The following is a 25,503-nucleotide window of genomic DNA, read 5'->3' as shown; positions in this document are numbered from 1 at the left end:
CGTCAGACGTACGCGGGCGCGGCGAGCGTGGCGAAGGCCGAGTCGTGGAACACGAGCGGCTGGTGGGCCCCGTCGTGCGTGGCGTGGCGGTGGACCCGGAGGATGACCACCGCGTGGTCGCCGGCGTCGACCTCCTGGTCGATGCTGCACTCCAGCCAGAGCGCCGCATCGTGCAGGAAGAGGGCCCCGGCGTCGCTCGTGTCGAACCGGACGCCGGCGAAGCGGTCGCCGTCGCGCGCGGCGATCTGCCGGCAGACGTCGTGGTGCGTCGCCCCCAGGACGGAGACGCCGATGCGCAGCGCCCCGCGGATCCTCGGCCAGGTGCGCGAGCCCTTCTGCACCGCGAACAGGACCAGCGGCGGATCGAGGGAGACGCCGACGGTGAAGGAGGAGGCCACGATGCCCTGCGGCTCGCCGTCGACGACGGCGCAGAGCGCCGCCAGCCCGGAGGGGTGACGCGCGAAGGCCTGCCGGAGCGCGCCGGCGGAGAGGTCGGTCGAGAGGTCGGGTTCGGGTGCAGTCATGGCCACCGCCTGTGGTCGTGGCGCCCACCCGGCGGAGGAAGCCGGGCCGCGACGCGGTACTTGCCCACCGGCGTGTTCCGGAAGGCCGAATCATCACCTGGAGCACCCCACTACCGCAAAGGGAGGGTTGCCGTTCAACGAGCCAGGGCTTGACGTTGAATCTCTTGATTCGCTCCCCACGTTACGTGCGGGGACGCCTCTGTGACAACGGCGGACGCAACATTTCGCAAGCCGGGGACACACGGGGGCGGCCGGGCCCGAGGAGCGTGCCCGTATCGCTCGCGGGGGCCGCGCGCTAGGGTAGCCGCAACCGGAACCGACCGGGACCGGGGAACGAGTGGGGAGGCGGGAACGCATGGCGTGGAGGCGACTGTCCACGGCGCACGGGCTCTTCGATCTGGCGGCGGGGCTGTGGCCGCTGGTCCACTACCGCAGCTTCGTGGCAGTCACCGGCCCGAAGGCCGATCGCTGGCTCGTCCAGACGGTCGCGGGATTCTCGATCGCCGTCGGCTACGCCCTCCTGCGCTCGACGCCGACCGAGGAGGGACGCCGCACGGCCCGTCGCCTCGGCGTGGGCTCCGCGCTGGCCTACGGTCTGGTGGATCTCTTCTACGGCTCGTCCGGCCGCATCCGCCGGATCTATCTGGCCGATGCCGCCGTGGAGGCCGGCTGGGTCCTCGCGTGGCTGGCGACGCGTCGCCGACGCTGACCCGGCCCCTCGGCCTCGAGGCCGACACTACGATGCATCGATGCCGGCACCCCCGACGCGACGCCGGCACCCCCGACGCGACGAGGCCCCACCCCCGCGAAGGGGTGGGGCCTCGTCGATGCGCGCTGTCGCCGCGCTGAAGCAACCGTGCGGCTGGTGCCGCGCGGGACTACTTCTTCTTGGCCGCCGGGACGACCTGCAGGGCGATGGTCGCCGAGACGTCCTCGTGCAGGCGCACGGTGGCCTCGAAGTTACCGGTGGACTTGATGTGCTCCGGCAGTTCGACCTTGCGCTTGTCGATGGAGCCGAGGCCAGCGGCCTCGACGGCCTTCGCGATGTCGTCGACCTTGACGGTGCCGAACAGGCGGCCGGACTCGCCGGTCTTCACCTGGACCTTCACCGGCTTGGAGGCCAGCTTCGCAGCCAGCTCCTTGGCCTCCTCCAGCGACGCGACGGCGCGAGCCTCGCGAGCGGCCTGGATGGACTCGACCTGCTTCTCGCCACCCTTGGACCAGGTGACGGCGAAACCGCGCGGCAGAAGGTAGTTACGGGCGTAACCGTTCTTCACCTCGACGATGTCGCCTGCGGTGCCGAGACCGGTCACTTCGTGGGTCAAAATGAGCTTTGCCATGTTGTGGGTCCCTTCCCTTAGCCGCGGCCAGCGCCGGAGTAGGGCAGCAGGGCGATCTCGCGGGCGTTCTTGATGGCCTGCGCGATCTTGCGCTGCTCCTGAACGCTCACGCCGGTCACCCGACGAGCACGGATCTTGCCGCGATCGGAGATGAACTTGCGCAGCAGTGCGACGTCCTTGTAGTCGATGACGGTGATGTCAGCGGCCTTCAAGGGGTTGGACTTTGGTTTGGGCTTACGGATATCAGCCTTAGCCATCGTGGAGCTCCTTTTTTCTATGGAGCCCGCAGAGTCTTCTGCGGGATGGTGAATAGTGAGTGTTTAGAAAGGCGGTTCGTCGCTGCCCGGGCCCCAGCCGCCACCGGAGGCGTTGCCGCCGGACGGAGTGGACCACGGGTTGCTGTCGGCGCCGGGAGCTGCCCAGCCGCCGCCATTGCCACCGGCCGGTGCAGCCGTGCCGCCGCCGAAACCGGAGTCGCCGCCGAAGCCGCCGCCCTGGTTCCCGCCGAAGCCGCCCTGCTGCTGGTTGCCGCCGCCGAAGCCGCCCTGGTTGCCGCCAGCGTTGCGCTGGGTGCGGGTGACCTTGGCCGAGGCGTAGCGCAGGGAGGGGCCGATCTCGTCGACATCCAGCTCCATGACGGTGCGCCGCTCGCCTTCCTTGGTGTCAAAAGAACGCGACTTCAGCCGGCCCTGGGCGATGACGCGCATGCCCTTGGTCAGCGTCTCGGCGACGTTCTCAGCGGCCTCGCGCCAGACCGATCCGCGGAGGAACAGCGTCTCGCCGTCCTTCCACTCGTTGGTCTGCCGGTCGAACGTCCGCGGGGTGGAGGCGATGGTGAAGTTCGCCACCGCGGAACCCGACGGAGTGAAACGCAGTTCCGGGTCGCCGGTGAGGTTACCGACGACCGTGATCACGGTTTCGCCTGCCATGACGTCTCCTGACTATCGGTTCTTCTGATGCGGACTCGAGGCGAATTACTTCGCTTCGGCCTTCGGCTCTTCCGGACGGAAGATCTTGACGCGCAGGATGTTCTCGTTCAGAGACAGCTGGCGGTCGAGCTCCGCGGAGGTCGCCGGGGTTGCCGTGAACTTGACGAAGGCGTAGATGGCCTCCGACTTCTTCTGGATCTCGTAAGCCATGCGGCGACGGCCCCAGATGTCGACGTTGTCGATGGTCCCACCATCGTTGCGAACGACATTCAGGAACTTCTCGAGAGTCGGCTCGACGGTACGCTCATCGACCTCAGGGTCGATCAGCACCGCAAGTTCGTAATTACGCATGTGAACCCACCTCCTTTGGGCTAAACGGTCACGGTCTCTCCGTAACAGGAGGTTCTTTGCGTTGGTCGGACGCCGCGCCCGATGTGCGGGCGGGCAAAAACAACCTCCACCATCCTACCGGACGCGAGGGCGTCGCCGGGACGGACGGCGTGAGGTGTGGACAACAGTGCCGGCGGCCGCGACGCCGTCGTCAGCGCACAGCGCGACGGCGGCGCGGCGCCCGGACACGCCAGTGGCGGACCGCTCGGAAGCGGTCCGCCACTGGACCGGGCAGGCCTGCCCGGAGATCCCGCCCGACGGAGTCGGTCGGTCGATCGGCCGGTACTACTTCACCGGCAGGTCGAGCGTCTCGCCGACGAAGATCACGTCGGGGTCGGCGACGACGTCGGTGTTCAGCGCGAAGATCGCGCGCCAGTCGCTGATGCCGTGGTCCTCGGCGATGGTGGCCAGGGTCTCGCCGCTGGCGACCTCGTGGTCCTCGCCGGAATCCTCGGCCTGGACCTCGGCGACGTGCTTGCCGGCGCCGCCGGTGGCCTTCTCGGTCGAGGCGGGGCCCTCGGCCCGGTGCTTGGCCGTGGACTGCGCCTGTGCCTCGGCGGCGGCCTGCTCCTCGGCAGCCTCCGCCTCGGCCTGGGCCTGGGCCTCGGCCTCAGCGGCCGCGCTCTGGCCGGACTCGGACTGTGTGCTCTCCGCCTGGGCCTCGACCTGAATGTCGCTGCTGGTGGAGGCCTCGGTACCGGAGAGGCCGAGCTTGGCGGAGCAGGCCGGCCAGGCGCCCCAGCCCTGCGTCGCCAGGACCTTCTCGGCGACGGCGATCTGCTGCGACTTGGAGGCGTCGGCCGGGTTGCCGGTGCCGCCGAAGGCCTGCCACGTGCTCATGCTGAACTGCAGGCCGCCGTAGTAGCCGTTGCCCGTGTTGATGGACCAGTCGCCACCGGACTCGCAGGAGGCGAGCGCGTCCCACGTGGAGGTCGGGGCCGCGTTGGCGGGCGCCGCCGCGACGCCGGCCGCTGCCAGGGCGAGGACTGCCGCACCGCCGGCGAGGCCGGCACGGGAGAAGTTCTTGGTGTTCTTGTTCTTCTGGATCACAGCTCTCCAGGGGCCATCCCGACGCTCAGACCGTCCCCGGTCTTCAGTGCGCGATCGTCCGGCGTCCGAATAGACTTCAGGACCTGACGGCCCGTGGACGATCTGGGATACGGGCCGTTCCGGTTTTGGCGCCAGATAGGCAGTTACCAAAACGTGACTTAATAACGATACGGTCACGGCGGCCGGGCGGGTCAAGCCGTCGCCCGGATTCACACGGGGCGTTCAGCTGGCGCTTAAGTTCGAGTGGACGGCCTCGCGCGCACGCGAGGCCGTCCCTGGGCCATCCGGGATCCGCCGGTGGAGCCCTCAGACGAGGCCCGGCCGGCAGGCCTCGATCGGCGGGGGCTTCAGTCGGTGGGGGCTCAGGCGGCGAAGAAGCCGGCCGCGACCCGGGCCAGGCGCCACGGGTCGGCGACGCCGCACAGCTCGCGGGCCGAGTGCATGGAGAGCAGCGGGATGCCGACGTCGACCGTCCGGATCCCGAGACGTGTGGCCGTGAGCGGGCCGATCGTGGAGCCGCACGGCATGACGTTGTTCGAGACGAACTCCTGGTACGGGACGCCGGTCTCCCCGCACAGCCGGGCCCACAGGGCCGCGCCGACCCCGTCGGTCGCGTAGCGCTGGTTCGCGTTGATCTTCAGCAGCGGGCCCGCCCCGAGGAGCGGCTGGTTCGCGGGGTCGTGGCGCTCCGGGTAGTTCGGATGGATCGAGTGGCCCGCGTCCGCCGAGATGCAGACGGAGTCCGCGTACGCCCGGTAGCGGTCGGCCGCGGTCGCGCCGAGCCCTCCCGAGACACGCTCCAGCACCTCCTGCAGGAAGGGCCCGGACGCCCCGGAGCGGGAGGCCGAGCCGATCTCCTCGTGGTCGAAGGCCGCGAGCATGGCGATCCGCCGGCCCCCGCCGGGCTCCCCCGCGCCCTCGGCCGCGGCCCCGGCGAAGGACTCGGCATGCTCGATCAGCGCCACCAACGACGCGTGCATCGAGGAGAGGTTGTCCAGTCGCCCGCAGGCGAAGAACGCCTGCTCGTGCCCGAACACCGCGCCGGCCTGGGAGTCGGCGACCACGACGTCGTACCCGCCGATGTCCGCGGCGGCGACGCCCGCCGCCGCGGCGAGCACCCCGAGCAGGTCCTCCTGCGCCGGCGCCCCGGTCCCCCAGACCGGGTTCATGTGGCGCTGCTTGTCCAGCGTCAGGCCCTCGTTGACCTGGCGGTCCAGGTGGATGGCGAGCTGCGGGAAGCGCAGCAGCGGGTCGGTCCGGGTCAGGACCTCGGTGCCGTCGCGCAGCACCAGCCGGCCGGCCAGCAGGAGTTCGCGGTCCAGCCACGAGTTCAGCAGCGGCCCGCCGTAGACCTCGACGCCGGCCTGCAGCCAACCGTGCGCGCCGGTGGTCGGGCGCGGCTTGAGCTTGAACGAGGGCGAGTCGGTGTGGGACCCCAGCAGATGGAAGCCGGTCCGCGGCCCGGCGTCCTCGGGGGTCACCCAGGCGACGAGCGCGCCGTCGCGCACCACGAAGTAGCGACCCGGGGGGGCTGGCCAGTCCGCCGCCTCGTCCAGACCGGTGAAGCCGGCGGCGGCCAGCCGGCGGGCGCCCTCCGCGGCGGCGTGGTAGCTGGACGGTGACGCGGCGACGAACGCGGCGAGGTCCTCGACGTGGTCGAGCGCGGTGGGCTCGACGTCCCGGGCGGCGTTGAGTGCTTGCTGGTCGACCACGGTGGTTCCTCTTCCTCAAGCGTTCGTTTCAGGTCCTTGGGAGCCGATCCTACCGACCGGAGGTCAGCCCTGCCGGTAGCGGGCGAACCCGACGGCGGCGAGGCCGACCACCACCAGGGCCCACCCGGCCACGTTCCAGGCGGTGGCGGTGAGCAGGAAGGCGCCCGTCGCGAGCAGCAGCACGGCGAGCAGGAACCAGGGGCTGCGCAGGAATTCGATGTTCACGCCGGCCGCCTCAGTAGTCCAGGCCCTGGGTGGGGACCACCAGGCCGGTCTCGTACGCGTAGACCACGGCCTGCACCCGGTCACGCAGGTGGAGCTTGGTCAGGATCCGGCGCACGTGCGTCTTCACGGTGGCCTCCGAGACGAAGAACTTCCGCGCGATCTCCGCGTTGGAGAGCCCCTCGGCCATCGCCTCCAGCACCTCGCGCTCGCGCCGGGTCAGATCCTGCAGCAGCGGGTCCTCGGCCCGGGTGCGGCCGAACTCGGCCAACAGCCGCTTGGTCTCCTGCGGGGCGACCGCGTCGCTGTTCGCGGCGGCGCGCACGGCGGCCACGAGCTGCGGCGGGGTCACGTCCTTGAGCAGGAACGCCGACGCCCCGGCCTCCAGCCCGCTGTACGCGTACTCGTCGAGGCCGAAGGTGGTCAGGATGATCACGCGCGTGTCCGGCAGGGCCGAGGTGATCCGCCGGGTCGCCTCGATCCCGTCGAGGACGGGCATCCGCACATCCATCAGGACGACGTCGGGGCGCAGCCGCATCGCCTCCTCCACGGCGGCCGCGCCGTCGGGCGCCTCGCCCACCACGGCCAGGTCCTCCTCGCCGTCGAGGATGAGCGAGAAGCCCATCCGGATCAGGTGCTGGTCGTCCGCCAGCAGGACGCTGATCTCACTGGTCATCTTCCGTATTCCCCCCTGGGCATATTTCTGCGGTGACTCTGAGTTCGGCTTCGACGCTCCACCCGCCGGCGGGGTCCGGCCCCGCACGGAACGTGCCGTCGTAGATGGCGACGCGCTCGGCGATGCCGCGCAGCCCCTGGCCCGATCCGGGCGGGCCGCCGTCGCGGCCGGGCCTCCCGGCGGCGTCCGCGGCGGAGCCGTCCGGGGCGCCCGGCCCCCCGGCCGGGGCCGCCCGGCCCTCCGGCCCGCGGGGCTCGCCGCGCCCGGCCGGCCGGCCGTCGTCGTGCACGCGGAGCCGGACCGCATGGCCGCCGGACGGGTGCCCGGCGACCGCGCACTCCACCGTCACCCGGGTGACGTCGCGGCCGTGGCGCAGCACGTTGGTGAGCGACTCCTGGATGATCCGGTGCACGGTCAGGCGCAGCCCGGCGTCGTCGGGGAGCTCGCAGCCGGACGCGCTGTACTCCAGCGGCAGTCCGGCCACGCGGAAGCCCTCGAGCATCTGGTTCAGCGTCGCCCCGGCGGGCTGCGGCTCCAGCGGGGCGGACCCCTCGCGGAGGACGCCGATCACCCGGCGCATGTCCCGCAGGGCGCGCCGGCCCGTGGTGGAGAGCTCGCCGAGGACCTCCTGCGCGCGGTCGGGGCTGCGCCTGACCACCACCGCCGCGCCGTCGGAGAGGGCGATCATCACGGAGAGCGAGTGCGCGACGACGTCGTGCATCTCCCGGGCGATCCGGCTCCGTTCGTGGATCTGGGCCAGCCGCTGGACGCGCAGGCCCCAGTTCGCCAGCTCGGCCTGGTGCAGCCGGCTGCTGCGGACCGCCGCGCCGAGGCCGACGGAGATGAGGTTCGCGGAGACCGTGAGGGCCGAGGTCAGCAGGATCGCGTCCGGCAAGCTGCCGATCTGCACGTCCATATGCGGCTCGTGCTGCCGGTCCATGAGGTGCGGCAGGACCCACAGGGCGGTCATGAGCACCTGGACGGCGCTCATGAGGATGGCCATCGCGGCCGTGCGCCACCAGGTGTACTGGGTCCCGGCCGTGTAGAGCGCCAGCCAGAGCCCCAGGCTGAAGATGCCGTGGAACGGGTCCACCACCATGAGCGCGAGCGTCGCGACGGCGACCAGCGCGAGCACCGCGAACGGGGCCGCGCGGCGGAACCAGAGCGCGGCCGCGATGAGGACGATGCAGCCGAGGGCCGGCCACGGCACGGGGCCGGCGGCCAGGGTCAGCAGGATGCCCGCGGAGACCAGGTAGAAGGCGACGACCAGTGCGTCGGTGCCGCGGGGATGCCGGCGCAGGAAGCGGAGCAGGGGCCCGCGGCGGCGCTCCGCCAGCTCGGCGAAGCTGACGTCGGCCGCATCGTAGGCCTGTGGCTGGCTCATCGTCCGCGCCCGGTCTTCCGCTTCAGAAGGAGGCGTCTGCCGGGGCAGCCGTTCGTTTCTGCCCCGGCAAACGCGGATTGTGGACTGTGCGTCTCCAGGCCCGACCCGGCCGAGACATCTGCAACAGTTTCTCCAACGCTAGCGTGTTACGGCCGCGAACGGCGAACGGAATCGGCCGTATGGCGCCCCTTCGACTCAAAGATCAGCCCTGCGGAGGAGACGCGCGTCGGCCAGGGCGGCCCGCGCGGCCAGGTGGCCCGCCATCCCGTGGACCGCGGGACCGGGCGGCGTGGACGCCGAGCAGAGGTAGACGCCGGCCGCCGGCGAGCGCCAGGGCGCGCCGCCGAGGGACGAGCGGAGGCCGAATCCGGGGCGCAGGAGCAGCCCGCGCGTGTCGACGGCGCCGCCGGCGATGTCCCCGCCGACCAAGTTCGGGTTGCCCGCCTCGAGGTCGGCCGGGCCCTCGACCCACGCGTCCAGCACGGTGGCGCCGAACCCGGGGGCGTGCCGCTCGATCTGCGCCTGCACCGCGGCACGCACCGCCTCGGCCCCGGGACCGCCCGGCGGGACGTGGGTGTATGTCCAGAGCACGTGGTGCCCGGCGGGGGCGCGGCCGGGGTCGACCACGGACGGCTGGCTCAACAGCACGTACGGGTTCTCCGCCGGGAAGCGGCTCCGGCTCGCCCGTTCGGAGGCCGCGAGTTCCACGGCGCCTCCGCCGAGGTGCAGGGTGCCGGCGGCGCCGAGGCGCGGGTCGGCCCACGGGACGGGCGCACCGGTCACGAAGTGCACGACGGCGGCGCCGGGTCCGCGCCGACGCTCCAGCAGGCGGCGCTCCACGGCCGCCGGCAGCCCCGGGACCGCGGCGGCGAAGGCCTCCGGGGCGGTGTCGAACAGGACGAGGGGCTGGGGCAGCTCCCGCCGGTCGTCGATCCGGCGGCCGAGCTCGATCCGTCCGCCGGCCTCGGCCAGGACCGCGGCCAGCGCACCCGTGATGGCCCCCGAGCCGCCGCGCGGGATCGCCCATCCCTGGCCGTGCGCCAGCGCGGCGAGGAGGAGCGCGGCCCCCTGCGCCCCGGGGCCGGTCCCGCCGCCGGGCAGGTGGGCGCGCAACCCGGCCAGCATCGCGGCGACCACGGGCGCGCGGCGGGTCAGGGCCCCGTGCAGGGGTGGGACGGCGAGCGCCGCGGAGGCCAGCGCCAGGCGCGCGGCCGTCGTCGCGCCGCGTCCGCGCGGGCCGAGGGCGGGCAGCGGCAGGACCGGGTGCAGCAGGAGCCGGGCGAGGTCCTCCGTCCGGCGGGCCAGCGGCAGGACGATGCGGCGGTACGCGTCCGCCTCGGCGGGCGCCGCGGCGGCGAGTCCGGCCAGCGTGCGGTCCGGGTCCCGCCAGGCCAGGCCGGCCGCCGCCCCGGAGCCGCCGGGCCCCGTCCCGCCGCGGCCCCGGGCCGTGTCCCCGCCCGTCGGCAGCGGGTGGGCGTAGGAGATCTCCGGGCGGGCGAACTCGACCCGCTCGGTCAGCCCGACCCCGGCGAGGAACTCGGAGACGAGGGCGGTGGGGTGGACGGCGGAGCCGACGTCGTAGTGCACCTCCCCCACGCCCGGCACGTCGCGCACGGCGGTCCGGGCCGCGCCGCCGATCGCGGGGGCCGCCTCGTAGACGGTGACCCGGGCGCCGGCGCGGGCCAGCGTGACGGCCGCGGCGAGGCCGTTGGGGCCGGAGCCGACGACGGCCGCCTCCAGTCCCGCGGCGGAGCCGGGGGCGACGCCGGGGTCAGGGAGCACGGCCCGCTCCTCGCCCCCGCTTCCCCAGAGTGGTCGCCCCCGGTGGTCGCTCACGCTGGTCGTCCACGGGCCCGTCAGCGGTCCGCGCCGCGCGCGGCGGGGCGCAGCCCTGCCCGCAGGGAGGCCAGCGTCAGCCGGTCCGCGGCGCCGGCGAACGGCCCGCCGGCCGGATCGTCCTGGACCACGTTGCCGGCGCCCGTGCGCCGGACGGGATCCGCCTCCGGGGCGAGCATGCCGTGCACCACCCGGCCCATGAGATACAGCAGGGAGAGCATGTGGCCGGCGACGGCGAGCACATAGGCGGACGGCGCCAGTGCGTTCGTGGCCTCGAGCTGGGCGTCCAACGAGTACAGGTACGCCCAGATGGCGAAGAAGTGCAGGACCTCGAAGAACTGCCAGACCAGGAAGTCCCGCCAGCCGGGCAGCGCCAGGACGGCCAGCGGGACGAGCCAGACGACGAACTGGGGCGAGTAGACCTTGTTGAAGAGGATGAAGCTCGCGACGATCAGGAACGCCAGCTGCGCGATGCGCGGACGCCGGGGCGCGGCCAGGCCGAGGACGGCGACGGCGACGCAGGCGAGGAAGAAGAGCCAGAACCCGGCGGAGTTGATGGTCTCCGCGGACAGGCCCTCCGCGCCGACGCCCCGGGCCACCGTGTTCCAGGCGTGCCACAGCGAGGACCAGCCGGCCTCGCGCTCCCGCGTGAACGTCCAGAACACGCTCCACGCCTCGAAGTTGAAGGCCATCACGGGCAGGTTCACGGCGAGCCACGCACCCGCGGCGCCGGCCGCCGTCGTGCCGAAGGCCCTCCACCGGCCCGTGCGCAGCGCCAGCACCAGGACCGCCCCGAGGAACAGGACCGGGTAGAGCTTGGTGGCCGTGCCGAGCCCGATCAGGACGCCCGCGAGGAGCGTGCGCTCGCGGCCGAACGCGTACATGGCCCCGGCGAGCGCGGCGACCGCCCAGAGGTCCCAGTTGATCGTCGAGGCGAGGATCATCCCGGGCGCGAGCGCGACCATCGCCGCATCCCACGGCCGCCGTCCGGCCGTCCGGGCGGTGAGGAGCACGACGGCGGCCCACAGCACCGCGATGAAGAGGACGTTGACGTCGAAGAACGCCAGCGATCGGTCGTAGTCGCCCGGCGTGACCAGCGCGGCGGTGAAGGAGGCGACGGCGGACATCAGCACGGGGTACTCGAAGTCCGAGCCGGCGAGGAAGGGCGCCAGCGGGTTCTCGGCGAGGCCGCGCGCGTAGTAGAGGGCCGGGAAGTCGGAGTAGCAGGCCCACTGGTAGGCGTTCAGGCCGGTCCAACCGCCCACCCGGCAGGCGTTCTTGACGCCCACGGCGAGGATCGCGCCGAGCATGGTCAGGGCGATGAGGACCCGGTCGATCGTCCAGAAGCCCGTGGGCGTCACGCCCGGCTCGGTGTGCCGGCCCAGCGGGCCGCCCACGACCTCGGTGAAGCGCCGCAGCAGGGAGTCGTTGCGCGACGGAGCGGTGATCCGCGCGGGCGCCGGGGCGGCAGGGGTCCGGCCGGCGGTGGTCCGGGGAGCCGGGGTCCGGGGGCGGGGCGACGTCGATGCCATGCGGCCAGCCTATCGGCGCGCCGCCCGGCCCGGGACCGGGTCAGGTCCGGCGTGCCCGCGCCAGATCGGCCGCGCCGATCAGCCCCGCGTCGGCTCCGAGCTCCGCCTGCGCCACCCGGGCGAACGGCCGGTAGCCGCGGCCGCTGAGCGAGCGCCGGTAGGAACGCTCGGCCGTCTCGAGGAGGGCCGTCGACGCCGAGCCGAGGCCTCCGCCGATCACGAAGACCCCCGGGTCCAGGACTGCGGCCAGGTTGGCGATTCCCAGCCCCAGCCATTGGCCCATCTCCTCGATCAGGTCGCGGCAGGCGGGATCCCCCTCCTCCGCGAGCCGGGTGACGAGGGCCCCGGTGACGAGCGCGGCGTCGTCGTCGACCGCGGCCCGCAGCGCGTGCGCCACCGGCGAGCCCGCCTCGACGAGCCCGCGGCCCTCGCGACCGAGCGCGTTGCCGGACGCGTACTGCTCCCAGCAGCCGCGGTTGCCGCAGGCGCAGCGGTGGCCGCCCGGGACGATCGTCTGGTGCCCGAACTCTCCGGCGACGCCGAACCGGCCCCGCTGGATGCGGCCGTCGACGATCGTCGCCCCGCCGATCCCCGTCCCCAGGGTCAGGCACACGACGTGCGACTCGTCCCGGGCGGCACCGAACCTCCACTCGGCCCAGGCGGCCGCATCGGCGTCGTTGGTCAGGACCACCGGCCGCCCGAGCGCCGACTCGAGCCGCTCCTGCAGCGGCTCGTTCCGCCAGGCGAGGTGCGGGCTGAAGAGGACCTCGCGGCCGGAGCGGTCCATCCAGCCCGCGGCACCGACGCCCACCGGCGCATCGGGCGCGCTCGCCCCGAGCTCCTGCACGACGGCGACGACGGCCGCCTCCACGGCCTCCGCCTTCATCTCCTCGGAGGCCGGGTCCCCGGCCGGGCGCGGCGTGAGGCGGACGGTCCGTTCGAGCACCCGTCCGCCGCCATCCACCAGGCCCGCGGCGATCTTGGTGCCGCCGACGTCGATGCCGATGGCCGGGCCGCCGTCGCTCGAAGGTGCTCCGCCGGGCCCCTGGAACTGGTTCTGGGTCATCCCGGCATTCTCCCCGATCCACCCCGGACGAGACGGGGGTCACTCCGCGCGCCGGGAATACGCCGCCCCCGTGGTCACTTAGACTCATTAAGACTGTGGACACGGCCCTGCCATGCCCTGTCCACCTTTTTTCGCGAAATTCTCTTGAGGAGTCACGTTGTCGGGTAACCCCATCCGGGTAGGAATCGTGGGCGTGGGCAACTGCGCCGCGTCACTTGTTCAGGGCGTCGAGTACTACAAGGACGCCGACCCCCAGGCCAGCGTCCCCGGCCTCATGCACGTCCAGTTCGGCGACTACCACGTCAACGACGTCCAGTTCGTCGCCGCGTTCGACGTCGACGCCAAGAAGGTCGGGCTGGATCTCGCCGACGCCATCGTGGCCTCCGAGAACAACACCATCAAGATCGCGGACGTCCCCGCCACCGGCGTGACGGTCCAGCGGGGCCACACCCTCGACGGCCTCGGCAAGTACTACCGCCAGACCATCGAGGAGTCCACGGCCGAGCCCGTCGACGTCGTGCAAGCCCTCAAGGACGCCGAGGTGGACGTGCTGGTCTGCTACCTGCCCGTCGGCTCCGAGGACGCCGCGCACTTCTACGCGCAGGCCGCCCTCGACGCCCAGGTCGCGTTCGTCAACGCCCTGCCCGTGTTCATCGCCGGCACCAAGGAGTGGGCGGACAAGTTCACCGCGGCCGGCGTGCCGATCGTGGGCGACGACATCAAGTCCCAGATCGGCGCCACCATCACCCACCGCGTGATGGCCCGCCTGTTCCAGGACCGCGGCGTCACGCTGGACCGCACGTACCAGCTGAACGTCGGCGGCAACATGGACTTCAAGAACATGCTCGAGCGCGAGCGCCTCGAGTCCAAGAAGATCTCCAAGACCCAGGCCGTCACTTCCAACACGAACGCCGTGCTCGGCGCGGACGACGTCCACATCGGCCCGTCCGACTTCGTCTCCTGGCTCGACGACCGCAAGTGGGCGTTCGTGCGCCTCGAGGGCCGCAACTTCGGCGACGCCCCCGTCTCGCTGGAGTACAAGCTGGAGGTCTGGGACTCCCCGAACTCCGCCGGCGTGATCATCGACGCCGTCCGCGCCGCGAAGATCGCCAAGGACCGCGGCATCGGCGGCCCCATCCTCTCCGCGTCCAGCTACTTCATGAAGTCCCCGCCGGAGCAGTACAACGACGACGTCGCGCACGAGAAGGTCGAGGCCTTCATCCGCGGCGACGCCGACCAGTAGCGCCGGCACCCGTTCGCCCAGAGGCCGGCCCCTCCCGCAGCCGGGAGGGGCCGGCCTCTGCCGTGTCCCGCCGTGCCCGAGCGGTGCCCGGCTGCGCCGGGCCTCAGGAGAGCCCGGTCACGCTCCCGTCGTCGAGCACGTCCATGCCCTCGGCGGCCGGGACGGACGGCAGGCCGGGCATGGTCATGATCGTCCCGGTCAGCGCGACGATGAACCCGGCTCCGGTCCGCGGGATCAGCTCCCGGACGCGCACGGTGAAGCCACTGGGGGCGCCGAGCAGCGACGGGTCGTCGCTGAAGGAGTACTGCGTCTTGGCGATGCAGACGGGCAGCCGCTCCCAGCCGTGGGCCCGGATCCGCTCGAGCTGCGCGCGGGCCGTGGGTGCCAGCTCGACGCCGTCGCCGCCGTAGACGGTCCGCACGATCGCCTCGAGCTGCTCCTCGACGTCCGCCTCCGGCGGGTAGATCGGCCGGTAGGACGGCGTCGTGTCCAGCAGCTCGCCCACGTGATGGGCGAGCTCGGCGCCCCCGTCCGCTCCACGCGCGTGGACCTCGGTGAGCGCGCAGCGGACGCCGTTCTCGGCGCAGAACCGCTCGATCACGGCCAGCTCGGCGGCGGTGTCGGTGCCGAACCGGTTCACGGCCACCACCGGGTCGTAGCCGTAGCGGCGGACGTTGGCGACGTGGCGGGCCAGATTGGGCAGCCCGGCCTCCACGGCGGCCGGGTCGGCGTCGACCAGCTCGTCCTTCGCCCGGCCGGCGTTCATCTTCAGCGCCCTGACGGTCGCCACCAGCACGACGGCGGTCGGCGCGCAGTCGGCGGCCCTCGCCTTGATGTCCAGGAACTTCTCCGCGCCGAGGTCGGCGCCGAAGCCGGCCTCGGTCACCACCACGTCGGCCAGCCTCCGGGCCGTGTTAGTGGCGACGGCCGAATTGCAGCCGTGCGCGATATTGGCGAACGGCCCGCCGTGCACCAGCGTCGGCGTCCCCGCCCGGGTCTGCACCAGGTTCGGCTTGAAGGCCTCCCTCAGGAGCATGGTCATGGCCCCGGCCGCCCGCAGGTCGTCCGCCGTCACCGGGGTTCCGCTGCGCGTGAACCCGACGGTGATCCGGCCCAGACGCAGGCGGAGATCCGGGATGTCACGAGCCAAGCACAGGACGGCCATGACCTCGCTCGCGGCCGTGATCTCGAATCCTGTCTCGCGTCCACCGCCGGAGTCGAGGCGGAACCGGCGCAGCGCCCGATCGTTCATGTCGAGCACGCGCTTGAAGCCGATGGAGCCCGGGTCGATGTCGAGGGAGTTGCCGTGGTGGAGGTGGTTGTCGAGCATCGCGGCCAGGAGATTGTTGGCACTGGTGATGGCGTGGAAGTCAGCAGTGAAATGAAGGTTGATCCTGTCCATCGGGATGATCTGGGCCTCGCCGCCTCCCGTGGCGCCGCCCTTCATGCCGAAGACCGGGCCGAGTGACGGTTCGCGGAGCGCGATCACGGTGCGGTGCCCGGCCGCCGCGAGCGCGTCGCCGAGGCCGACGGTGACCGTGGACTTGCCCTCGCCGGCCGGCGTCGGCGAGACCGCGGTGACGAGGACGACGGCCCCGGTCGGATCGCCCGGCGGCAGCTGGTCCACGTCGATCTTCCCGAGGTGCCGGCCGTACGGCTCCAGGGCCGACTCGGGGATGCCCGCGGCCGCGGCGATCTCGGCGATGGGCCTGGGGCCGGCCTTGACGCCGGCGCTGGTGCTGGAAACCCCTACGGGTGTGTCGGTGCTCACATTCCGACGCTACCAACGAACCCGCGGAGCGGATAGGGGCCCGGACCCGGCGCCCCCTCGGGACGTATCAGGGGACCAGAAGGTAGTAGCTGGGCTCGGCGGCCGGATAGCACCCATCGGGCAGCACGGCGCCCTCGGCGCCCTCACGAGCGCGCGCCCCGCTGATCTCCGGGCCGCTCCCGGTGATCTCTTCCCCGACCCGGTACTCGACCGTCTCCCGACCCCGATCCGCGGCCTCGTCCGGTCGGTGCACCAGCCTCCCCGGGACCTGGAGCGTTCCGTCCTCCAACACCCGTGTCCCCCGGGGGAACAGGATCGGGTGGGCCGTCCCGTCTACCTCGACGAGGGTCAGGCAGCCGGCGGCATCCGGACGGAGGGCTCCCTGCCGCAGGATGTCCGGGGACCCCTCCAGGGGCGTGTAGGTCCCGGCGACGAACTCAGGGGCTCCGTCGAAAGCCAGCACCGTCCCGGACGCAGACTCCGGCGCGGGTCGGGGTCCAGGCGTCGCGCTGCAGGAGACCAGGAGGAGCGCGGCCATCGCCAGCACCCCGGCGCACACCGGTTGCGCACGTGTCGCGGACTCCATCATTCGGCACATCCTCGGCGGTATCCCTGTATCGGTCAGGCGTCCCTGCGTGACCCGTGTTCTCAGTGTGCCCCGCGAAGGAGGGTCTGGCGAGGCCGGCCGGCCCGACCCGCGGCATGCTGGGCGAGCGGACGCCGGGGCGACGAACGGCACCGGGCCCGCCGCGTGCACTTCTCGGTGCGGCGACGGGCCCGGGCTCGGTTCCGCGGGACGGCTGCGACGTCGTCGTGCGGTTCCTGCGGAACTCAGGAGGCGAAGGCCTCCGGTGCAAAATCAATCATGTTGTACTCCTCCTCTCCTTCGGCGGCACCGCCGCTGCGGCGGTCCCGAGCGGTTGCTCAGGCTGGAAGATCCCGGTCAGGGGTCGCCGATTCCAGCGACGTCACCTGACGCGGAACCACATCTCGTGGGGCACGTTGGGCCGGTGGCCCTTCAGCGACTCGGCGTTGATCTTGTGCTGGTCGACGAACTCGGGCCGGTTGATCTGCTTGGCCTTGCCGGACTGCTTGCGGCGCTTCATCAGTACTTCACCTCCTCTCGCTCGAGGAGGGCGGAGATCTGGTCATCGCGCACCGCGTGGTGCCGGCGGGCGCTGATGAAGTCTGGGCCGGAGAAGTAGAACTCGATTCCGGCGCGTTCGGTGCCGATCTGGGCGCTGAGGGAACGGGGGGCCTGCGAGTGGAACGACGTCTGCTGGGAGGACATTGCTGCTCTTCCTGGTGGTAAGCCTCGGTGTATGGGAGAGGCCCCGGGAGCAGCGTGAGCGTTCTAGGTCAGGCTGCCCCGGAGGCGGTTCGTGCAACGGAAACGACGACGGTCGTCGGTCCGGCCGGTGGTAAAGCCGGTCGCGGCGGTGATTCCTCCGCCCGCGTAGATCGGGGAGAGTGCCACTGCGTTAAGCGCCATGTTCTTGTTCACGAATCCACCTCCTTCACTCGCGAGCACCGGTCTCCCGGCGCTCGAATGCCTGCAATGTCAGATTGAGGAAACTCAATCGCAAGCATCACTGTACGCCGAAGCCCCGGCGAGCGCCAGTGGTGATCCGAAAATTTTTGCGGATGCTCCTCGGAGAGCGCTGCGGGGCGCCCGCCCCCGGCGGCCGGCGTCTCCCGGCCGACTTCTCCGGATCGAGGGAGGGCGCGAGCGGTTCGGAAGATCAGCCGTTCGGCGGATACCCACCGGACCCGCTGCTCTCTACGCTGGAGCTCATGAGCCACGAGGCAGAGGACCCCGCCACGCCGCGCGCCGGCGCACCGAGCGCCGAGCCGTCCGGCCCACCCGCCGAGGGACATGCGCCCGTGGACACCACGGCCATGGGCCGTGCGTCCGAGGTCCCCGGGCCGTGCGGCCGCGCGACGACCTTGTACCGACTGGTGGACCTGGACGCCCTCCGCGCGTTCGCGCTGCTGGGCATCTTCCTGGTCAACGTGCAGACGTTTGCCGATCCGGCCTCGTTGCTCGGCACCCCCTCCCCCACCGATGCCGCCGGGACCGCCGCCCACGCGCTGGTGGCCGGTCTCCTCATGGGGAAGTTCTACATCCTGTTCTCGTTCCTCTTCGGCTACAGCTTCGCGCTGCTGTGGCAGGCCACGGCGCGACGGGCCGCGGCGGCAGGCCGCCCGGACGACTTCGCCGCCGTCGCGTTGCGCCGGTTCGCCGGGCTCTTCGTCCTGGGGCTGGCGCACGGGCTGCTGCTCTTCACCGGCGACATCCTGCTGACGTACGCGCTGGCCGGCACACTGCTGCTCGGGCTCCGCTACATCGGCCCCCGGGCGGCGCGCGTCACGGCGGCGATCATCATCGGCGTCGTCGGTGCCGGCATGGTGGCGATCGCCGCGCTGATGGGCCTGGCGCTGTCCGCACCCGAGTTCGAGTCGATGCTGCAGAGCGAGCTCTCGGCGACGGCGAATCTCCTGGCGCAGCCGTACGCGCAGTTCCTGATCGGCATATACCCGAGCACGCTGGCCAGCATGGTCTTCGTCCAGGGGCCCGTCGCCTTCTCGGCCTTCCTCGTCGGCCTGTCCGCGGCGAAGGACCACTGGTTCGAGCGGCTGACCCGCCGGACGCTCCTGCGGGTGCTGCTCGTCGGCGCTGCCGTGGGTCTGCCGGGCGCGGCCGCGACCGCGTGGGCGTACGTGGGCCTGCACCCGCTGGTCGGCAGCACGGCCGCGTTCGGGGTGGCGGCACTGACCGGCCCGTTCCTGACCGCGGCCTACGTCGCGGCCCTGCTGCTCCTGTTCCGCAGCGGGCCGGGCCGGCGCGTGCGGAACGCGCTCGTACCGGCCGGCCAGATGGCCCTGTCCAACTACCTGGGGCAGTCCGTGGTGATGGTGGCGATCTACACGGACTACGGCCTGGACCTGGCGAACCGCGTCCATCCGTTCGCGGCGCTGGGGATCTGCGGGGCCGTCTTCGCGGCGCAGCTGGTGCTGAGCGCCTTGTGGATGCGGCGCTTCGCGCGCGGGCCGGTGGAGGGCCTGCTGCGCGCGCTCACCTACTGGCAGCGCCCGTCCTGGCGGCGGGGCGCGCCCGAGCCGGAGCCCGTCCGGGGCTAGAGCCCCCAGGCCTCGATCACGGGCGTCTTCTTGTCCCAGCCGAGCCGGGAGACCTGTGCGGTGCCGAGCACGAAGTGCCGGCCCCGGTCCGCGGGCAGCCCCAGCCAGCGGGCCGCGACCACGCGGCTGAAGTGGCCGTGGGTGAAGAGCAGCGCGTGGCCGTCGTCGTCGAGCTCGGTGCGCACGCGCTCGATGACGGCATCGGCGCGGGCCGCGACGTCGTCGAGCAGCTCGCCGTTCGGCACGCCGTCGTCCCAGATCACGTACGACGGCGTCCGCCGCCGGATTTCGTTGGACTCGATGCCCTCGTAGTCGCCGTAGTCCCACTCGTGCGCCTCGCGCACCACCTCGGCCCCGGCGAAGCCGGCGAGCTCCGCGGTGCTCCGCGCGCGGCCCAGAGGGCTGGTGAGCACCAGGTTGAACTCGATGCCGAAGTTGGCGAGCTTCTGGCCGACCACGCGCGACTGGGCCTCGCCGTCCGGCGTCAGGGGCATGTCGGTCAATCCGGTGTACTGGCCGCTGCGGGACCACTCGGTCTCGCCGTGGCGGACCACCCAGAGTCGGGGCTGGTTCGGCACAGATCGCTCCTCAGTTCGCGTCGGCCCGGGCCCACCCGGGATCCGGTCCGTACTCTACGTCACCGCTGCGGGGCGGCACCCGCCGCATGACGGGAGCGGCCCCTGCCCCTCCGGCGCCGCAGCGCGGAGTCGCACCGCGCGGGACTACTCCGCCGGCTCGGCGGCCTCGGGCTGCTCGGCCCACCACGCCCGCAGCTCGGCCTCCGCCCGCTCGCGCTCCAGCGGACCGTGGTCCAGGCGCAGCTCCAGCATGTGCCGGTACGCACGGCCCACCAGGGGACCAGGCCGGATGCCGAGCAGCGCCATGATGGCCTCGCCGTCCAGATCCGGGCGGACCGCGGCGAGCTCCTCCTCCTCGGCGAGCTCGGCGATGCGCCGCTCCAGGTCGTCGTAGGCGTGCGCCAGCCGCTCCGCCTTGCGCCGGTTGCGCGTGGTGACGTCGGAGCGGGTCAGCCGGTGCAGCCGCTCCAGCAGGTCGTCGGCGTCGTTCACGTACCGGCGCACCGCCGAGTCCGTCCAGCCGGCCTCGCCGTACCCGTAGAACCGCATGTGCAGCTCCACCAGGCGCGCGACCGCCTTGATCGTGTCGTTGTCGAACCGGAGCGCGCGCATGCGCTTCTTGACCAGCTTGGACCCCACCACGTCGTGGTGGCGGAAGGTGACCGCCCCGTTGGATTCGAACCGGCGCGTGGCGGGCTTGCCGACGTCGTGCATCAGCGCCGCGAAGCGCAGCACGAAGTCCGGGGCCGGCACCGGCCCGTCGGCGTCCGTCTCCAGGCCGGCGGCCTGCTCGAGGACCTGCAGCGAGTGCTGGTAGACGTCCTTGTGCCGGTGGTGCTCGTCCGTCTCCAGCTTCAGCGCGGAGACCTCGGGCAGGACCTTCTCCGCCAGCCCCGTGTCCACCAGCAGGTCCACACCGGCGCGCGGCGCGTCCCCGCAGATCAGCTTGACCAGCTCGTCGCGCACCCGCTCGGCGGAGATGATGGCGATCCGCTCGGCCATGTCCACCATGGCCCGCCGGACGTCGTCGTGCACGTCCATGCCCAGCTGGGAGGCGAAGCGCGCGGCGCGCATCATGCGCAGCGGGTCGTCGGAGAAGGACGACGCCGGCGCGCCCGGCGTGCGGATCACGCCCGCCTCGAGGTCGGTGTACCCGCCGAACGGATCCACGAGCTCCAGCTGCGGCAGGCGCAGCGCCATGGCGTTCATCGCGAAGTCGCGGCGGTAGAGGTCGTCCTCCAGGCTCGAGCCGAACGCCACCACGGGCTTGCGGGACTCGGGGTCGTAGGCCTCGGCCCGGTACGTGGTGACCTCGATGGTCTCGCCGCCCACGCGGAACGCGATGGTCCCGAACTCGCGCCCGATCTCCCAGACGGCGTCCGCCCACCCGGAGACGACCTCCAGAGTCTGCTCCGGCGTCGCATCCGTGGTGAAGTCCAGATCCGGCGAGACACGCCCCAGGAACAGGTCGCGGACGGGGCCGCCGACGAGGGACAGCTCGTGGCCGGCCGCCGTGAAGCGTGCTGCGAGGTCGAAGACGACGCCGGGCAGGGCGCGCTGGAGGGCGGCGGGTGCGGGGAGCTGCTGCATAGTTCCTTAATGGTGTCAGATATCCAGGTGTCCGGGGGCCGAACGACGGGTGACTCGCGTCCGACGTGGGCAAGAACGCACCCCGGTGGAAATCCTCGCTAGAGTGGAATGCATGGCCCATCCTGTACCCCGCGCACCCAAGCGCACGCCGTTGACAGCGTCAATGGCGCACGCGCACGCGCAGCAGCAGGGCCAGCAGACGCTCCCGACCGTGGAGGAGGTCTCCTCCGGCGGTGTGATCGTGGACGTCGCCAAGGCGGAGCTCCCCGTGGCGATCATCGCCCGGTACAACCGCGGCGGGCGCCTGGAGTGGTGCCTGCCGAAGGGCCACCCGGAGGGCGCCGAGTCCAACGAGGAGGCCGCGGTCCGCGAGGTCGAGGAGGAGACCGGCATCCAGGGCGACGTGCTGGCCCCGCTGGGCAGCATCGACTACTGGTTCACCGTCTCCACCTACCGGGTCCACAAGACCGTCCACCACTTCCTGCTGCGCGCCACCGGCGGCGAGCTGACGGTGGAGAACGATCCGGACCACGAGGCCGTCGACGTCGACTGGGTGCCGCTGCGCGACCTCGGCCGACGCCTCTCCTTCCCCAACGAGCGGCGCATCGCCGAGCTCGCCCGTGAGGTCCTTCCGCGGCATGTCGACTGAGGGCTCCACCCGTTCGGGCACCGAGCAGGACGGCGAGGCCGCGCAGAACTCCCGCGCCTACGCGCTCATGGCCAGCGGGACCACCGTCTCCCGCGTCCTCGGCTTCGTGCGGACGGCGCTGCTCGCCGTCGCCATCGGCTCCGTCACCCCCATCGCCGACATCTTCGAGAAGGCGAACGTCATCCCGACGATCATTTTCATGCTCGTCGCCGGCGGCGTCTTCAACGTCGTGCTCGTCCCCCAGCTGATCAAGGCCTCCAAGAACGAGGACCGGGGCTCGGAGTACACCTCCAAGCTCATCACGCTCACGGTCGTCTTCATGGCCGCGGCGGCGGGCCTGATGACCCTGCTCGCGGGCCCCATCATCAACGCCCTGACGGTCGGCTGGACGCCGCCGATGCTCTCGCTCGCCACGGCCTTCGCGTACTGGTGCCTGCCCCAGATCTTCTTCTACGGCGTCTACTCGGTGGTGGGCCAGGTGCTCAACGCCCACGGTCGCTTCGGCTGGTTCATGTGGGCGCCCGTCGTCAACAACGTGGTGCAGATCGCGGTCATCGGGACGTACATCGGCCTCTTCGGCGCCTTCCGGGTCGGCGACGACCAACTCGCCGCCTGGACGCCGGCACAGACCGCGCTGCTCGCCGGCGGCTCGACGCTCGGCATCGCCCTGCAGGCCATCGTCCTGTTCTGGCCGCTGCGCACCTCGGGCCTGCGCATCCGCCCCAATTTCCGCTGGCGCGGTATGGGGCTGACGCACGTCGGGAAGATCGCCGCCTGGACGCTCGCCTCGATGATGGTCGGCAACCTCGCCTCCCTGCTCTACTCGCGCATCGCCTCCGAGGCCACCGCGGCCCGCGAGCAGCTCGAGTCCGGCGCCAGCACCGTCGCCGGCGAGTACGCGCTGAACACGTCCCAGCTGATCACCGTGCTCCCGCACTCGATCTTCGCGCTCTCCCTCGCCACGGTCCTCTTCAACCAGCTCACCCGCGCGTTCCACGACCACCGCGCCGGCGACGTCCCGGCGCTCGTCTCCAAGGGACTGCGGACGACGGCGGTGCCGATCGTCTTCGCGTCCGTCGCCATCGTGGTCCTCGCGGGCCCCCTGGGCCGCCTCTTCGGCGGCACCTCGGAGAACGGCGCCGCGGCCGGCGCGGCGATCGGCCAGCTCCTGGTCCTGACGGCGCTCGGCCTGCCGTTCAAGAGCATCCACTTCTTCCTGATCCGCGTCTTCTACGCGCAGGAGGACACCAAGACGCCGATGCTCATCCAGACGGCCATCGCCGTCGTCGGCCTCGTCGCCGCCTTCACGATGTCCGCGGTCGTCCCGCCGACGCGGATCGTCGTCGGGATCGCCCTGCTCTACGGCGTGACCAACGTGCTCAGCGCCGTCATCGCCCACGTGCTGGTGGTGCGCCGCCACGGCGACTACGAGGTCGGCCGCGTCGCCGGCACGTACATCCGCGTCGGCTGGATCGCCGTCGCCTCCGGTCTCGCCGGCGGCCTGGTCCTCTGGCTCCTGGGCGGGTACGACGGCGGCTTCGCGTTCTCCGGCATCCTCCCCGCGCTGGTCTCGCTCGCGGCCTCGGGCACGGCGATGACACTCGTGTACCTCCTGCTGCTCCGGGCCGCCCAGGTGGAGGAGCTCGGCGAGTTCCTGGGCCCGCTCTCCCGCCGCATCCCGGACGTCTCCCGCCTCCGCCGCCGCTGATCACGGCGGACCACCGCGCTTCCCCGCGAGTCAGGGGCTGGCCGGTAGCATGGTCACAGCATTCGACAGGGGTCCTCTGTACCCGGAAGACAATCTTGGGAGTCAATAGTGTCGCAGCCCATCGACGTCGGCACCGTTCTCGGCGGCCGGTACAAGGTGACCAGTAGCGTCTTGACGTCAGCCGAGGGCGACGTCGTCCTCCAGGGTATCGACCAGGTCCTCAACCGCACGGTGAGCATCGCGGTCGCCGCTCCCGAGAACGCCGAGCAGATGACCACCAGCGCGCGCGAGATCGCCACGGGCGAGCGCTACAGCAGCGTGCAGGTGCTGGACCTCGGAGTCTCCGACGGGGCGACCTACCTGATCACCAACCTGGCCGAGCCGACGGACCTGCTGGACCTGATGGTGGCGACCGAGGGCCCCTACGTGGAGCCCTTCTACACGGACACGCTGGGCTCGGAGATCTTCGGCGAGAGCCGTTCCCGCGAGCCGCAGACGTACGAGGACGATCCGGAGTACTACGCCGAGCTCGACGAGAACGACCGCCAGAGCCCGCTGGGCGAGCGGCTGCCGGAGATCAACCTCTCGGACCGCATCGCGGGCCTTCGCTCCCGCCTCTCCAAGGCGCGCGGTGCCGCGGCCGCCGGCATGGCCGGTGCCGCCGCGGCGGCGGGCAGTGCCGCGGCGCGCCGTCGGAGCGAGGCCGACCAGGACCGCGAGGACGTCGGCACCGCCGAGCACCAGCAGGACAACCACCAGCAGGACGTCGACGACGCCCCCGAGAGCGCCCCGGACAGCGCGGCGCTCTACACGTCCGACCCGTACGCCACGGGCCAGTACGGGGGCGACGACGCCGCCACCCACTACGTGGCGGACGAGTTCGACACCGGCGAGCAGCAGACCCAGGCGCAGGCCGTCGGTGGAGCGACCGCGCAGGAACCGGCAGAGGAGACGGACGCCCGCACGGCGGAGCACGCCGTCGCGGAGCCGACGCCGACGGCGGCCGGCCCGGCCGTCTCGGACAAGGTGACCGTCTACGAGGATGAGGACCAGCCGGAGGCGTCCGGCCCGGGGTTCGGCGCCGCCGCCGCCGGGGCCGCCGCAGGGGCGGCGGGGGCCGCAGCGGCTGGTGCCGCGGCAGGCAGCCCGCAGCCCCCCGCTCCGACGAGCGCTCAGCCGCGCGTCGAGAGCCCCGCCGAGGCGGAGGCTCAGGACGGGCCGTCGCCTCGCTCGGCCCCGGCGGGCCACGCGGCGGAGTCCAGCCGCCACGCGACGGCGGGCGCGGGTGTGGTTGCCGGTGCCGCCGGCGCCGAGCGCGCGCCGTCGGTCTTCCCCGAGGCTGCGCGCAACTTCCAGGACGACGACGCGGCAGCGGCCGGAGCAGGTGCCGGTGCCGGTGCTGGCTATCGGGACGAGGAGGAGGACGAGGCCGAGAGCGGTCCGCGCTGGACCCGCCTGGTGGCCGGCGCCCTGCTGGGCCTGGTCCTGATCGTCGCCGTGATCTTCGCCTTCAACACCCTCGGCGGCGACGAGCAGGAGCCCACGGCCGGTGGCGACACTCCGACGTCGGAGGAGTCGCCCTCCGCCACGGAGGAACCCTCCGCGGCCCCCTCGCCCACCGAGCAGGCCGTTGCTCCGGTGGCGAGCGACGTCGAACGCGTCGTCCCCGGCGCCCAGGACCTCAATGCGCAGACGGACGACACGCTGCCGAACCTCATCGACGGCAACGAGGCCAGCCTCTACCGCTCGCTGTCCTTCACGCAGCCGGACTTCGGCGGTTTCGCGTCCAACATGATCCTCGTCGTGGAGTTAGAGGAGGTCTCCGCCATCAACCAGATCGAGCTCTCCGGGTTGAACGGATCGGGTGGTTCGTACGAGATCGCCGTCGGCGAGTCCGACGACTTCGGGTCCGCGCAGACCATCACGCAGGGGTCCTTCACCGGTCCGAGCGTGACGGTGCCGGTCGGCAGCGAGGGCGAGGGCGTCGAGGGACAGTACGTGTTCTTCAACGTCACGGAGCTCCCACGTCTGGCGAACCCGTACAACGACTCGCGCCCCTACGGTCTCCAATTGGCCGAGTTCAGGGTCAGCTGACCCGCTGCGGGGCCACCGGCGGCGCTCCGTTACTCGCCGGTGGCCCCGCGTAGAGGGAATAGACGCCG

The 25,503-nt window shown here is 72.2% G+C and carries 26 protein-coding genes and 1 riboswitch; of the genes, 6 read left to right on the top strand and 20 right to left on the bottom strand.

Going from position 1 to position 25,503, the window contains the following annotated elements:
• Positions 1-2: 2 nt before the first annotated feature.
• Positions 3-524, bottom strand: coding sequence for a flavin reductase family protein (locus RIN46_RS12035; RefSeq protein ID WP_309081822.1), 522 nt, complete (start codon positions 522-524; stop codon positions 3-5).
• A 51-nt stretch (positions 525-575) separates the two neighbouring features.
• A riboswitch (SAM riboswitch) is annotated at positions 576-694 on the bottom strand.
• 185 nt (positions 695-879) lie between these two features.
• Between RIN46_RS12035 and RIN46_RS12030 the strand changes: the two genes are divergently transcribed.
• The gene (locus RIN46_RS12030; RefSeq protein WP_309081821.1) at positions 880-1,233 is read left to right on the top strand and encodes a hypothetical protein; all 354 of its coding nucleotides are present in this window, start codon (positions 880-882) and stop codon (positions 1,231-1,233) included.
• Between the two features lie 169 nt (positions 1,234-1,402).
• On the opposite strand, the gene rplI is transcribed toward RIN46_RS12030, so the two are convergent.
• The 12 genes from rplI to RIN46_RS11970 all read right to left on the bottom strand — a co-directional run bounded on the left by rplI (position 1,403) and on the right by RIN46_RS11970 (position 12,661).
• Complete coding sequence (gene rplI, locus RIN46_RS12025) at positions 1,403-1,864, bottom strand: 50S ribosomal protein L9 (RefSeq protein ID WP_309081820.1); 462 nt, start codon at positions 1,862-1,864, stop codon at positions 1,403-1,405.
• 17 nt (positions 1,865-1,881) lie between these two features.
• The gene (rpsR, locus tag RIN46_RS12020) at positions 1,882-2,121 is read right to left on the bottom strand and encodes a 30S ribosomal protein S18 (RefSeq protein ID WP_309081819.1); all 240 of its coding nucleotides are present in this window, start codon (positions 2,119-2,121) and stop codon (positions 1,882-1,884) included.
• Positions 2,122-2,184: 63 nt separating this feature from the next.
• Positions 2,185-2,793, bottom strand: coding sequence for a single-stranded DNA-binding protein (locus RIN46_RS12015; RefSeq protein WP_309081818.1), 609 nt, complete (start codon positions 2,791-2,793; stop codon positions 2,185-2,187).
• A 45-nt stretch (positions 2,794-2,838) separates the two neighbouring features.
• Positions 2,839-3,144 (bottom strand): 30S ribosomal protein S6, encoded by a 306-nt coding sequence (rpsF, locus tag RIN46_RS12010; RefSeq protein ID WP_309081817.1) that lies wholly within the window; start codon positions 3,142-3,144, stop codon positions 2,839-2,841.
• Positions 3,145-3,468: 324 nt separating this feature from the next.
• Complete coding sequence (locus RIN46_RS12005; protein ID WP_309081816.1) at positions 3,469-4,233, bottom strand: transglycosylase family protein; 765 nt, start codon at positions 4,231-4,233, stop codon at positions 3,469-3,471.
• Positions 4,234-4,595: 362 nt separating this feature from the next.
• Positions 4,596-5,945 carry a M18 family aminopeptidase gene (locus tag RIN46_RS12000; protein ID WP_309081815.1) on the bottom strand — a complete coding sequence of 450 codons (1,350 nt, stop codon included), beginning with the start codon at positions 5,943-5,945 and terminating at the stop codon, positions 4,596-4,598.
• Positions 5,946-6,008: 63 nt separating this feature from the next.
• Entirely contained in the window at positions 6,009-6,170 is a 162-nt protein-coding gene (locus RIN46_RS11995; RefSeq protein ID WP_309081814.1) for a hypothetical protein, read from the bottom strand.
• Between the two features lie 10 nt (positions 6,171-6,180).
• Positions 6,181-6,843, bottom strand: coding sequence for a response regulator transcription factor (locus RIN46_RS11990; RefSeq protein ID WP_309081813.1), 663 nt, complete (start codon positions 6,841-6,843; stop codon positions 6,181-6,183).
• Positions 6,833-8,227 (bottom strand): histidine kinase, encoded by a 1,395-nt coding sequence (locus RIN46_RS11985; protein WP_309081812.1) that lies wholly within the window; start codon positions 8,225-8,227, stop codon positions 6,833-6,835. The genes RIN46_RS11990 and RIN46_RS11985 overlap by 11 nt, the downstream gene beginning before the upstream one ends.
• A 195-nt stretch (positions 8,228-8,422) precedes the next feature.
• The gene (locus RIN46_RS11980) at positions 8,423-10,009 is read right to left on the bottom strand and encodes an NAD(P)/FAD-dependent oxidoreductase (RefSeq protein WP_309081811.1); all 1,587 of its coding nucleotides are present in this window, start codon (positions 10,007-10,009) and stop codon (positions 8,423-8,425) included.
• Positions 10,010-10,083: 74 nt separating this feature from the next.
• A complete protein-coding gene (locus RIN46_RS11975) occupies positions 10,084-11,595 on the bottom strand; it encodes a glycosyltransferase 87 family protein (protein WP_309081810.1) in 1,512 nt (503 codons plus the stop codon).
• A 40-nt stretch (positions 11,596-11,635) separates the two neighbouring features.
• Positions 11,636-12,661 carry an ROK family protein gene (locus tag RIN46_RS11970; protein ID WP_309081809.1) on the bottom strand — a complete coding sequence of 342 codons (1,026 nt, stop codon included), beginning with the start codon at positions 12,659-12,661 and terminating at the stop codon, positions 11,636-11,638.
• A 157-nt stretch (positions 12,662-12,818) separates the two neighbouring features.
• On the opposite strand from RIN46_RS11970, the gene RIN46_RS11965 reads away from it, so the two are divergent.
• Positions 12,819-13,904, top strand: coding sequence for an inositol-3-phosphate synthase (locus RIN46_RS11965; protein ID WP_309081808.1), 1,086 nt, complete (start codon positions 12,819-12,821; stop codon positions 13,902-13,904).
• Positions 13,905-14,007: 103 nt separating this feature from the next.
• Here the strand turns inward: RIN46_RS11965 and RIN46_RS11960 are convergent, their stop codons facing one another.
• The 5 genes from RIN46_RS11960 to RIN46_RS11940 form a co-directional block, all read right to left on the bottom strand.
• Entirely contained in the window at positions 14,008-15,675 is a 1,668-nt protein-coding gene (locus tag RIN46_RS11960; RefSeq protein ID WP_309081807.1) for a formate--tetrahydrofolate ligase, read from the bottom strand.
• 67 nt (positions 15,676-15,742) lie between these two features.
• The gene (locus tag RIN46_RS11955; RefSeq protein ID WP_309081806.1) at positions 15,743-16,264 is read right to left on the bottom strand and encodes a hypothetical protein; all 522 of its coding nucleotides are present in this window, start codon (positions 16,262-16,264) and stop codon (positions 15,743-15,745) included.
• A 379-nt stretch (positions 16,265-16,643) separates the two neighbouring features.
• Complete coding sequence (locus tag RIN46_RS11950) at positions 16,644-16,781, bottom strand: hypothetical protein (RefSeq protein WP_309081805.1); 138 nt, start codon at positions 16,779-16,781, stop codon at positions 16,644-16,646.
• Positions 16,781-16,966 (bottom strand): hypothetical protein, encoded by a 186-nt coding sequence (locus RIN46_RS11945; RefSeq protein WP_309081804.1) that lies wholly within the window; start codon positions 16,964-16,966, stop codon positions 16,781-16,783. Before RIN46_RS11945 ends, RIN46_RS11950 begins: the two co-directional genes overlap by 1 nt.
• 63 nt (positions 16,967-17,029) lie before the next feature.
• Positions 17,030-17,179 carry a hypothetical protein gene (locus RIN46_RS11940; protein WP_309081803.1) on the bottom strand — a complete coding sequence of 50 codons (150 nt, stop codon included), beginning with the start codon at positions 17,177-17,179 and terminating at the stop codon, positions 17,030-17,032.
• A gap of 290 nt (positions 17,180-17,469) precedes the next feature.
• Here RIN46_RS11940 and RIN46_RS11935 point away from each other — a divergent pair, with 290 nt between their 5' ends.
• Positions 17,470-18,816 (top strand): DUF418 domain-containing protein, encoded by a 1,347-nt coding sequence (locus tag RIN46_RS11935; protein ID WP_309081802.1) that lies wholly within the window; start codon positions 17,470-17,472, stop codon positions 18,814-18,816.
• Here RIN46_RS11935 and RIN46_RS11930 read toward each other — a convergent pair.
• Together RIN46_RS11930 and RIN46_RS11925 are read right to left on the bottom strand one after the other, a co-directional pair.
• Positions 18,813-19,394 (bottom strand): histidine phosphatase family protein, encoded by a 582-nt coding sequence (locus RIN46_RS11930; protein WP_309081801.1) that lies wholly within the window; start codon positions 19,392-19,394, stop codon positions 18,813-18,815. The genes RIN46_RS11935 and RIN46_RS11930 overlap by 4 nt on opposite strands.
• Positions 19,395-19,538: 144 nt before the next feature.
• A complete protein-coding gene (locus RIN46_RS11925; RefSeq protein WP_309081800.1) occupies positions 19,539-20,984 on the bottom strand; it encodes a CCA tRNA nucleotidyltransferase in 1,446 nt (481 codons plus the stop codon).
• Between the two features lie 163 nt (positions 20,985-21,147).
• Between RIN46_RS11925 and RIN46_RS11920 the strand changes: the two genes are divergently transcribed.
• The 3 genes from RIN46_RS11920 to RIN46_RS11910 all read left to right on the top strand — a co-directional run bounded on the left by RIN46_RS11920 (position 21,148) and on the right by RIN46_RS11910 (position 25,435).
• The gene (locus RIN46_RS11920; RefSeq protein ID WP_309081799.1) at positions 21,148-21,633 is read left to right on the top strand and encodes an NUDIX hydrolase; all 486 of its coding nucleotides are present in this window, start codon (positions 21,148-21,150) and stop codon (positions 21,631-21,633) included.
• Positions 21,623-23,341, top strand: a complete 1,719-nt coding sequence (gene murJ, locus RIN46_RS11915) for a murein biosynthesis integral membrane protein MurJ (RefSeq protein WP_309081798.1) — start codon at positions 21,623-21,625, stop codon at positions 23,339-23,341. Before RIN46_RS11920 ends, murJ begins: the two co-directional genes overlap by 11 nt.
• A gap of 108 nt (positions 23,342-23,449) precedes the next feature.
• Positions 23,450-25,435: a hypothetical protein gene (locus RIN46_RS11910; RefSeq protein WP_309081797.1), complete on the top strand. Its 1,986-nt coding sequence runs from the start codon at positions 23,450-23,452 to the stop codon at positions 25,433-25,435.
• Positions 25,436-25,503 lie beyond the last annotated feature (68 nt).

Origin of the sequence: Zhihengliuella sp. (assembly GCF_031178195.1) — a bacterium.
Taxonomy (GTDB): Bacteria; Actinomycetota; Actinomycetes; order Actinomycetales; family Micrococcaceae; genus Zhihengliuella.
This window is presented reverse-complemented; position numbering and strand designations above follow the sequence as displayed.

Excerpts from the sequence above, each read along its gene's own strand:
- RIN46_RS11925 (WP_309081800.1), bottom strand. The coding sequence starts at position 20,984 with ATGCAGCAGCTCCCCGCACCCGCCGCCCTCCAGCGCGCCCTGCCCGGC.
- RIN46_RS11945 (WP_309081804.1), bottom strand. The coding sequence starts at position 16,966 with ATGTCCTCCCAGCAGACGTCGTTCCACTCGCAGGCCCCCCGTTCCCTC.
- rplI (WP_309081820.1), bottom strand. The coding sequence starts at position 1,864 with ATGGCAAAGCTCATTTTGACCCACGAAGTGACCGGTCTCGGCACCGCA.
- RIN46_RS12035 (WP_309081822.1), bottom strand. The coding sequence starts at position 524 with ATGACTGCACCCGAACCCGACCTCTCGACCGACCTCTCCGCCGGCGCG.
- RIN46_RS11920 (WP_309081799.1), top strand. The coding sequence starts at position 21,148 with ATGGCGCACGCGCACGCGCAGCAGCAGGGCCAGCAGACGCTCCCGACC.
- RIN46_RS11950 (WP_309081805.1), bottom strand. The coding sequence starts at position 16,781 with ATGAAGCGCCGCAAGCAGTCCGGCAAGGCCAAGCAGATCAACCGGCCC.
- RIN46_RS11970 (WP_309081809.1), bottom strand. The coding sequence starts at position 12,661 with ATGACCCAGAACCAGTTCCAGGGGCCCGGCGGAGCACCTTCGAGCGAC.
- murJ (WP_309081798.1), top strand. The coding sequence starts at position 21,623 with ATGTCGACTGAGGGCTCCACCCGTTCGGGCACCGAGCAGGACGGCGAG.
- rpsR (WP_309081819.1), bottom strand. The coding sequence starts at position 2,121 with ATGGCTAAGGCTGATATCCGTAAGCCCAAACCAAAGTCCAACCCCTTG.
- RIN46_RS11985 (WP_309081812.1), bottom strand. The coding sequence starts at position 8,227 with ATGAGCCAGCCACAGGCCTACGATGCGGCCGACGTCAGCTTCGCCGAG.
- rpsF (WP_309081817.1), bottom strand. The coding sequence starts at position 3,144 with ATGCGTAATTACGAACTTGCGGTGCTGATCGACCCTGAGGTCGATGAG.
- RIN46_RS11975 (WP_309081810.1), bottom strand. The coding sequence starts at position 11,595 with ATGGCATCGACGTCGCCCCGCCCCCGGACCCCGGCTCCCCGGACCACC.
- RIN46_RS11990 (WP_309081813.1), bottom strand. The coding sequence starts at position 6,843 with ATGACCAGTGAGATCAGCGTCCTGCTGGCGGACGACCAGCACCTGATC.
- RIN46_RS11935 (WP_309081802.1), top strand. The coding sequence starts at position 17,470 with ATGAGCCACGAGGCAGAGGACCCCGCCACGCCGCGCGCCGGCGCACCG.
- RIN46_RS12030 (WP_309081821.1), top strand. The coding sequence starts at position 880 with ATGGCGTGGAGGCGACTGTCCACGGCGCACGGGCTCTTCGATCTGGCG.
- RIN46_RS12015 (WP_309081818.1), bottom strand. The coding sequence starts at position 2,793 with ATGGCAGGCGAAACCGTGATCACGGTCGTCGGTAACCTCACCGGCGAC.
- RIN46_RS11955 (WP_309081806.1), bottom strand. The coding sequence starts at position 16,264 with ATGATGGAGTCCGCGACACGTGCGCAACCGGTGTGCGCCGGGGTGCTG.